Here is a 515-nt window from a genome sequence, read left to right as displayed (position 1 = left end):
GTCGTACGCGACGGTGTTCGTGCGGTACGTCACCGCGCCGTGGCCGCCGAAGCGGGTGTGCCGCTGTCGGCGACCACTTACTATTTCAAGGATATCGATGACCTGCTCACCGATACCTTCGCTCAATACGTCGAACGTAGCGCCGCCTACATGGCCAGGCTATGGGCCAACAACGAAGGCCTGTTGCGCGAGATGGTCGTCAGCGGCGACGGCAGCCCCGAGTGCCGCTCCCGGTTGGCTGACGATATAGCACGGCTGATGGCGGATTATGTTCACCGGCAATTGATCAACCGCCGCGAGCACCTGATGGCCGAGCAGGCCTTCCGCCAGGAAGCGTTGCTCAACCCGCGCCTGGCGCTGCTGGTGCGCTCGCATCAGCAAATCCTCCTGCAGGGCACCTGCCAGCTTTTTCAGGTATTGGGTTCGCGAGAGCCGCAGCAGGATGCCAAAGTGTTGACGGCGATTATTGGCCGGATGGAATATCAGGGTCTGCTCAACGACGCAGAGCCTGAGGC

Annotated in this window: 1 protein-coding gene; it reads left to right on the top strand. The window is 61.7% G+C overall.

Features of this window, described 5'->3' with window-relative positions:
* Positions 1-515: TetR/AcrR family transcriptional regulator (locus AC1DH9_RS30750; RefSeq protein WP_477809532.1), on the top strand; the 515-nt coding region annotated here is incomplete at both ends.

It is taken from the genome of Pseudomonas sp. 05T35, from assembly GCF_056396605.1.
The sequence above is the reverse complement of the archived record's forward strand: the minus strand, read 5'-3'. Positions and strand labels throughout refer to the sequence as shown.